At 40.6% G+C, this 8,744-nt stretch carries 5 protein-coding genes and 1 pseudogene; all 6 read right to left on the bottom strand.

Annotated elements, in window-relative coordinates:
- Positions 1–598 precede the first annotated feature (598 nt).
- Positions 599–1,483 carry a HEPN domain-containing protein gene (locus RDN93_RS20865; protein ID WP_308747270.1) on the bottom strand — a complete coding sequence of 295 codons (885 nt, stop codon included), beginning with the start codon at positions 1,481–1,483 and terminating at the stop codon, positions 599–601.
- A gap of 86 nt (positions 1,484–1,569) precedes the next feature.
- Positions 1,570–3,324, bottom strand: a complete 1,755-nt coding sequence (locus RDN93_RS20860; RefSeq protein WP_308747269.1) for an SWIM zinc finger family protein — start codon at positions 3,322–3,324, stop codon at positions 1,570–1,572.
- A gap of 9 nt (positions 3,325–3,333) precedes the next feature.
- On the bottom strand, positions 3,334–4,194 hold the full coding sequence (locus RDN93_RS20855; RefSeq protein ID WP_308747268.1) for a hypothetical protein: 861 nt from the start codon (positions 4,192–4,194) through the stop codon (positions 3,334–3,336).
- Positions 4,191–7,859 (bottom strand): ATP-binding protein, encoded by a 3,669-nt coding sequence (locus tag RDN93_RS20850; protein WP_308747267.1) that lies wholly within the window; start codon positions 7,857–7,859, stop codon positions 4,191–4,193. The genes RDN93_RS20855 and RDN93_RS20850 overlap by 4 nt, the downstream gene beginning before the upstream one ends.
- Entirely contained in the window at positions 7,843–8,394 is a 552-nt protein-coding gene (locus tag RDN93_RS20845) for a hypothetical protein (RefSeq protein WP_004308256.1), read from the bottom strand. The genes RDN93_RS20850 and RDN93_RS20845 overlap by 17 nt, the downstream gene beginning before the upstream one ends.
- Positions 8,395–8,423: 29 nt before the next feature.
- Positions 8,424–8,744: pseudogene (locus RDN93_RS20840) on the bottom strand (hypothetical protein); the annotation flags it as partial.

Here is an 8,744-nt window from a genome sequence, read left to right as displayed (position 1 = left end):
CCAATGGTTTCAAGTAATTGGAACTAGAGTTTCAAGCGTATGAAACTAAAGTTTCAAACCGCAGAACCAACAGTTTCGCACCTTGAAACTGTTGGTTTCAAGGTAGGACACAATTCATAAGTGCGAAGATAACAAATTGAACGACTTATTCATTTATGGCTGATACTATTCATTTTCAAACAAAGGCTTTATTTTGTCTTTGTTTTTTAGGTGACAGCATTATTGCTATCACACTGCTGTCACCTTGTGCTGTCACAATATTAAGCACTTATACTCTGCAAGTTAGATTATAATCTGTGACAGATGACAGATATATTTTGTTTTTCATTTCATAGAGGTTAAATCCTAAGTTCAAGTTATAAATGCAACACCGACTTATTTCACTGGGAACAATTATTCCGCCATTGTATCATAATATTAAATATTCGGTAGGAAAAATGTGATTTTATACTAAGAGTTCGGTAGAAAAAGTGTAGTCTTTGTTGAACTATCAATTAAATAATACGACAAATGGCACAAAGTTTACAGCCCGCATCACAGCTCGCATCAGCCTAGTTACCTTATATTCTAGGAATATCCCTATAAGATATACCAATTATTACATCATCATATCATATTCCGCAATCTTCTCCTTACACAAGCGTTCAGTAATATCTTTCAGAATATCTACGCGGGAAATAAGGTATTCTAGTTGTTCTTGTGAGATACTGAAATCTTTGTTATAGCGAGCTTCTATGTAAGAACGACATAATAAATCAAAACATTCTTTCTCTGTATCCGTATTTTGAGGAAAGACAGTAGTTAATTCCATAGAAAAACGCTTTACCATCCCACCAAATTCTTTGATTTTATGACTCTTCGGACGATAGTTCGTAAAGACCATCAGAATACAATTATAAAGTTTCTCACATGTCTGATGAAGCAAAAACGCAGAAATTTTATTTTGTTTTTCAGGCAAATAAAATTTATTCACTCCTTCCAAAAGCCCACAAGCGTATGGATATAATTCATCAAATTCTTTTTGTGCAATATCCCGAATCTCCTTAAAACTCAACTTCCGTGGTTTAGCCAATTCATGTTTGCCACTATTATAAAGCATAACACCCTCCTTTACTATATCCGTAAAGAAATACTGGCTGACTTCCAGATTACGGTTTACGGTATTAATATGTTCTACAACAAATTGTGGAAAAGCATGACGACGACCAGCAAACAAATCATGATATTGATTCGTAATACGGTGCAATTTTCTTTCCACATATTTAGTCTGTCCGGTCACGACGACAAGAATGTCGTAATCACTCTGATAGGAAGTATGAACACCAAATTCTATATTACTGTCCCATAAAACATAGTTTCCCCTTGCATAACTTCCGAACAGGATAACCATCTGACAATTCTCGATGTTTTTACGCACTAAATCCAGCAAGATTGTCAATTCTTCCTGTGTCCGCTTGGGTAAACGTTTTATAGACTTTTTCATTATCATTCTTATTTGTAACTTTACAAAGGTACGAACTTTGCCATACCCAAACAACAGAGATACAAAAAACTTATAATAAAATCTTTTCAAAAATCCTTCAACACTTCCATCATTGCCGGACGACGTTTATATTTTATCCGAAATTCCGCTACTATGTTTTTCACCGCAGTCTGTCCTCCCTTTAGTTTATGTATGCACGGTAACACTTGTGCGATAAATTCATAATTCCTCCGTCCCATTTTCCGTTCGGCATAGTCATTCAACGAAGAAGTATACATAGCAATCAGCTGTTCCGAATGAGTATCCTTCAAATAATGAGCATACCGCATCAATGCTTCCAGTTGATCATATCTAGTTGATGACAACAAGATGAACAGACGCTCATTATCCTGTTCTTTCACATAGATATCAGCTTCAACACTTCCACCGAAAGAAAAATAGTTACTAAATTCAGTTTCTTTCATCATCGTATCCAGAAAACTCTTCCATTGTTCTTTTGGAATCAGAGTTTTGAGTTTATTATAATATGTCAGTTTATCTCTGCCTGTCACAAACAATAGACGACATATATCAATTACTTCGGAAGTCCGGTTGGTCGTCTCGTAAATCTTCAGTTTTATTTCCAACCATTTACTATCGGTACCGGGATATATCTCTTCTTTCGCAATCTCTATTCCTTCATCCAGCAAACGGATGGCTTCATCGTATTGGCAACGGACAATCAATTTTTCAACCTCCATCTCCCGTATTTCAGTCAGATAAAGATATCGGCGGATCGTTTCATTCGCTTTTTGCTCTTCATTCTGCTCCAATAACAAGTTGACTTTGCGAAGAACTAACTGATATAAATCATAAGTGTCCTTTCTTGTTTCAAGAAGTCCATCAATCAATTCCAAGGCTTTTTCTGTCGGCTGAATCGAAAGATTGATTTGCATCATAAGTTCATCTATATCATAGATTCCGTAATTTCGATAAGTAGATATTTCAGCAATCTGACGTAATTCCTGTAGAATATCCGTCTTTTGTTTCTGAGTTGTTTTAGGATGTCCAACCACTTTCATGAGTAGACCTCCTGCGTGCTCACAATAAAGGGAAGTGCCAAAGTCATCATCATCGTCAATATATAGTAATTCATCCTCATAATTCTCACCGATAGAACGAAGTGTTTGAAGAGCTATGGCAATAGTACTATCCATATCTCCCAGACTCAAAAAGAAGTCTGCTTTCTTCAGATAAATATCCATTCGATTGAAAATAGTTTCCCAATCACGACTGTAATCATTATAACGATTATGATAACGAGACTTTTTACTGTCACCGAAACTATTAAAAATCTTTTGAATTTCCGTTCTATAATCTTTTCCCTTTGATGTCGAAGACGATTCCTTGAATATAAAACGCTTCAAAAACGCTGCCTTAAATTCCGGATTTGTCGAGGCATATTCACTGACAAACTTAGATAATTCTTGCGGACTAATGAATGACAGCAATTGTTTGATGTCCACATCGGGTTGTACGACCTCTTCTTCTTTTGTAACTATTCTCATTTTTGAAAATGCACAACGATTCACCCGTTTATTATTATCGCGGATTGCCAGGAGCACTGCCACGACATGCTTGCAGATTTCTCCATCATACGGACAATCACAGTACCAGGATTCTACCTCCTTTCCGTTCATAGATATTTCTACATTATAATCGTCCGTTCCCTCTACGGTTGCAGCCCATTCACCGGGTGAGGTTTCTTCCAGTTCGGAAACGGCATCCGTATCATAATACTCTTCCCCGCGCATCAATATCTTATAGGGGACAAAGCTCTCAAAATTATCCAGTGTAATCATATGACTAATTCATTCCTTTATATATCCTTCTTGTTCATACGCTTTCCCATATTTATGAATCATTGCCACCAACGGCCTTAAACGTTCGTCAGAAACCAACATAGCCCTATAACGCAAATACTGATTATCATAAAGCTGTCGGTTTCCGTCCTTGAGGCGCTTCTCCACATCTGCAGGAATGAAAAATTCCGCACGGTTGCCCAAATTCACATAAAACTCATTTAAAAAGATAGAAATACCAGCCAAATCTATGTCTCCGAAATGGATATAACGATTGGGAATCATCTTTAGCCAGTTACACAAATCCTTCGATTGCGGATAACGGGATACAAAAAGAACTTTCATTCCTTCAAACAAATAGCTTTGGGCACGGATATGCTGAAAATTCTCTCCATTCTCTATACCCACTACTACGACATCTTCAGGAATACGGAAATCTTCGTAATCCTGTATGAAGATGGAAATACCTTGCAAGGGAGAAAGCACGCATGGTTCACCATGAAGAGTAAATTCTATAGGCGTATAACAATTGAGTAGAAAACCTTTGAACGTACGGATATATCTAAGTTTTGAGTGCCCCGCTTTCGCCACTTGTTCCGAACGTGACACTCCTTCCCAACGGCTTTTCATCTCAATCCAATCTCTCAACTTCATGCCGAAAGTATAATTCTGAGCAAGATAGATACGGCATCCTTTCGGGTCAATCATACGGAAACTGCGCCTACTCCCTTGTGAAACAAGCGTTATGATTCCCTCATTTACCATTTCTCGTGCTATTGTGCCGTCAAACTTGCTATATGCTACAGTATCACCGTCCAGCATTTTCTGAATCAGCTGCGCCACTGTCAATGTAAATAAATTGCTGCTCATTTTTCTATCTTATTATAGGTTAACAATGGGACAACCTGTGTATTTGACCGTCCGTCTTTACTCAATAAATAGGTATAACGATAATCTTCCACATTGTAAGTAGTGGGAGAACTGTTTACCAACAAGATATTCCGGCAATTGGCAAAATCCAGAATACCTTTCACGTTATTAGGATGCAGTTTTCCTATTTCATCCATCATACAATGGATTTTAAAGTCACCAAACTTACGTGACGCCTTTTCTTTGAACACATTAATCAGCATGATATTGACCATCGCTTTCACCAGAATGTCCGTACCGTCAGAACCTACATTGGCAATCTTCTCCACCCATCCCGTGTCGTTATCATTCTCTTTCACGCGAAATTCCAGCTTGAATGTATCGGCAAGCGCCAACCGTCTGCGTCCCGGCTCATCGAGCAGGAATTTCATAAACGACAGCAAATGCCGGACAGCCGTCGCATTGACATCTTCACGGGAATCCTGCGAGAACAAGTCAACCTTTCCCATATTATATTGGTTCTCATCGCTAAACCGTTTAATCTCCAGCAATAGCTGCATCAGCTTATCGCTGCTCTGAAGCGGGCGAAGAGCTATTTCCTTTATTACTCCGGCAAAATTCCGCTTGACAAAATCGTCGTTGATATCCTTTATTGTTCTGTGTATCTCGCTTTCATTACGGGTCAGTCCTCCCACTTCCTGTGAAATCCGGCGGATTATATCCGTATACCGTTCACTGATATGTTTCTGATAATCGGAAATCTTATCATTATCCACAAACTCGCACAGATTGGAAGCGAAATCATAGTAATCCTGTTCTCCAACCAACTCCGTACGGAAATGGAACGTATTTTTTGACGAGAAGTTTCCATTGAACTGCGTCACCGCTCTCTTGAATTCTTCTGTTTTTCTGATGGTGGATACAATGAGCGACTTCAACTCTTCCACAATAACGTCGCAACTTTTCCGGGTAGGCTTCTCTCCTATTTCCGTCACAGAAGGCGGACAGAAAGTTTCATCTTTCCGGAACATATCCACTTTATCCAGCCCGTCCTCCAATAAATGCAATTCTTTGCCAATCCGGTCGAGATGCTCGTCCGCCCCTTTTTTCTGAATCTGCAACTTCTCCTTTTTCAGGGCAAAACGTTCGTCCAATGCAACCAGCTTCGCATCCAGTTCTTTCTTCCGGCTTCGCGTAGCAGGTTCTTTATCAAACAGCTCCTCCTTGTCTCTTTCATAAAAAAGAACTTGTGGGCGGGATTTACCTATATAATCCAATTCTTTACTTATTTCGGCAAGCCTGTCATCATACTTGCGGATAGTGACCGTATCAGCACCCTTTCCATTCAATTCATTCTCCTGCGCCTGCTTCAATTCCTTTTTCCGCTCCGCAGTTTGCTGTTTCATCCGCTCTATCTCTTGCTGAATGCCGGCAACAAACTCCTCCAGTTCCTTCCGGAGTTCCGTCCTGCTGTCATTATACACTTTCCGGCAGGCTTTCAACAGTTTTTCCCGTTCCGCCAAATGCTTCTCCTTCTCTCCTTCCGCCACATAAAGCCGATGGCCGATTTCATTCAGTTGCGCCTGCAATTCTTCGATACAACCTCTTTTCCATTCCTCCTCCTTTGTCTTCCATGAGGCGTAATCAGCCTGCAAATTCTTCAATTTTGCAGGAATCTGCATTCGCTCGGCTTCCATCAGATGTTGTTCTTCCAAAATACGATGTATTTGCTTCGAATACTTTTTCTCCAAAGAAGAAACTGCTTCTCCCTCTTCTTCCGTCAGTCGGGTGAGGCGGTCGGTACAAAGTTGCCGGGCTGCTTGTTGCCTGTCGCGTTCCTGCTTCATTTCTTCGGGAGTGCGGACAGAACGCTCGATTGCAGTCAGATTGAGTGAAACGCCGAACAAAGTAGCTTCCTTATTCACCAATTGAGGTTGCAGTTCATTGTTGTACAACACCAGTTCCTCATCCGCCACCTTGCCTATCGTCTCCTGCCAATCCGGTTTGTTCTTCTCCAGCCATTCGCACAAAGAACCTCTTCGTTTCTCAATCAAGGCATCCAATGTTTGCAACTGTTCTTCAATCGCACCCCGCTCTTTGCGAACGGCCTCCATCTTTGCCTGAAATTCCCATTTCAATTCTTTTACTTTCCATTCACACTCCTGTCTCAACTGCTTTATCTCTCCTTGTTGCTGACGGATGCTAAGTTCCAGTTCCTTGTCTTTTTTGCGCAGTTCGTTGATACCGTCTTCACAATCGGACATTTCCTTTTGATGGGGATGTTCGTATTTCACCTTTTGAAGTTTCAGGTTGCACTGTGCCTGTTCGTCACGCAACTGCCGGATACGATTATCCACTGTCTGCACTTTCTCTTCTTGCGTTGCCCTTACTTTTTCTTCTTCCACACGAAGCTGTTGCATCAATTCCTCCTGCTTACCGGCAATCTCTGCATTCCGGAAATTTATCCGTGCTTGCTGACTATTCTCAAAAGTACGGAAATCAGCTTCCAGTTTTTCAAACAGCAATCGGTACTTACTCAATACGTCCTCATAAGCCCTTGTAAGTTCCGATTTCATATTCCGGACTTGTTCTAGTTCCTGAACCAGTAATTCTTCGCAAGATACCCGTTTGATGATTTCTTCAATCTGCATCTGCTCATAATGCAGACGTTTCTCACGTATCTTTTTGAGCAAGTCGTTTATTATACCTATATCCCTAATCAAGCCATCACGCTCATTGGTGTACTTTTGTTGCAGTTCACCCATAAGCCGCAGCAACCGTTCACGTTCCGCCTCCGCTTTAGCCTGTTCTTCCTTCACCAACGGAATCTCATGCAAAGCCCGTTTCTCCGCAAAGTTAAGTTCCGCACGCTCTTCACTAATCTGCTTTTGTGTATAAATCAAATCACGATAGACATTTATTACTTTCCCCGCCATCTTCCGGACAGGCACTTCTCCATTCTTGTTCTTTGTAAACCAAAGCATCACGTCCCTGTATTCCTGCTCGAATTCCTTTATCTGGCTACGATAGAAGTCCAAATCGACAGAGATATCCTCATCACTCATCGAACGGATAATGGTATCTTTTATAAAATCAGCATCCAGTTTGGAATTTAAAAAGACGTTCTGTATCGTACGGGGAATATTCTGATATTTTGCACTTTCCACAATGGCAAACTTGCGGTAGGGTATCATTTCGTGCTTGCGGTTATTACCGAAAATAATGTCCCGATACATTTCATAACTAGTCACTTGTGCAGTAATTTGAATCTTCGAACCGATATGTTCTCGGATGCGTCCCCACTCGGAATATACGGCATTGCGTTCGTCAATGAACCAGTCCTGCTGAAATGGCGCATCGATAAAACGGAAAAACACCCGTCCCTGGGATTTGGCAGCTACCACACAATACGCCCCATTCTCCCGCATCACCTCATAAACAATGTAAGAATTGGCGTATGGAAAATAAAAAGCATCGAAACTTTTCTTCTCCTTCGGAATGCCCAGTCTTAGTTTGTCAGCGTTATAAAAGAATAGGATGGCACGGAGCAGCGTACTCTTACCGACACCTTGCGTACCTATAAAATGTACGTTCCCATCCAACTTCACTTCCGCATATGGAATATGGGCACTGTTCAGAAAAATAATCTTATTCAGGTATCTCATCTTGCACCTCCTCTGAAATTGTGATACAATCAACCAAATCCTCCATATAATGGAAAGCCGATAATACTTTATATGTCCCGTCGAGTTCGTTTTCTTTCTCTATCAGCCCTATACTCTCCAGTTCTTTCAGCAGTTTGCCGACTACTTCATCATATTTCTTCTTATCCGAAAACAGTTTGGTCGCCTTTTCTTTCAGTTCGATATCGCATCCTATCTGAATCTCAATATCAGCGGCACGGAACAAAAAGCCCGGGCCGAATGCCGAATGATAGGTTTTCAGGAAACTCAGATAATCAATCCACTTCTGAATCGCTTCCAGTTTACGTTCCAAATCGACTTTCGATTCCTTGCGGGTAAAGTAGTAATAACCGTCACCACCTTCCAGATAGAAACCGATACCTTTATAGTAATCATAATAATCGGGCAAATCTTCCTCAATGGCATCATACAAGCGTTTCACTTGGGTAGAGACACTATTGGAAGAAATGAATCCCCCTTTGCTAAGTATATTAAATATCTCTTCAGTGTATTTCATGTTCATCTGTTTTTAGTATTTGGCATAGATTATTTGGCATATATTAAAGGGTATTCCACTTCGTCGGAGATTTCATAAGTATCCGTAAAGCGAAGTTCGTCGGCATACTGTGATGCCAGTTGGCAGAAAAAGATTAATTTCTCTCCACGTGTCACCTCTTTCCGGTAGCGATAATTCATCACAAAAGAGAACAGATGGGTGCTGGACGCCATAAATGAATTATGCACTTCCTGCAAGTTTACGGTATCTATCATTTGCGACTGCCCATCCAGGTATCCTTCCGGAATGGCATCTGCCAGTTGTTTCATTCCTTTCGGAGAATTTTTCTGCCGCGCGACAAGTTTCTTCAA

Origin of the sequence: uncultured Bacteroides sp. (assembly GCF_902491285.1) — a bacterium.
Classification (GTDB): Bacteria; Bacteroidota; Bacteroidia; order Bacteroidales; family Bacteroidaceae; genus Bacteroides.
This window is presented reverse-complemented; position numbering and strand designations above follow the sequence as displayed.

Excerpts from the sequence above, each read along its gene's own strand:
- RDN93_RS20865 (WP_308747270.1), bottom strand. The coding sequence starts at position 1,483 with ATGAAAAAGTCTATAAAACGTTTACCCAAGCGGACACAGGAAGAATTG.
- RDN93_RS20860 (WP_308747269.1), bottom strand. The coding sequence starts at position 3,324 with ATGATTACACTGGATAATTTTGAGAGCTTTGTCCCCTATAAGATATTG.
- RDN93_RS20855 (WP_308747268.1), bottom strand. The coding sequence starts at position 4,194 with ATGAGCAGCAATTTATTTACATTGACAGTGGCGCAGCTGATTCAGAAA.
- RDN93_RS20850 (WP_308747267.1), bottom strand. The coding sequence starts at position 7,859 with ATGAGATACCTGAATAAGATTATTTTTCTGAACAGTGCCCATATTCCA.
- RDN93_RS20845 (WP_004308256.1), bottom strand. The coding sequence starts at position 8,394 with ATGAAATACACTGAAGAGATATTTAATATACTTAGCAAAGGGGGATTC.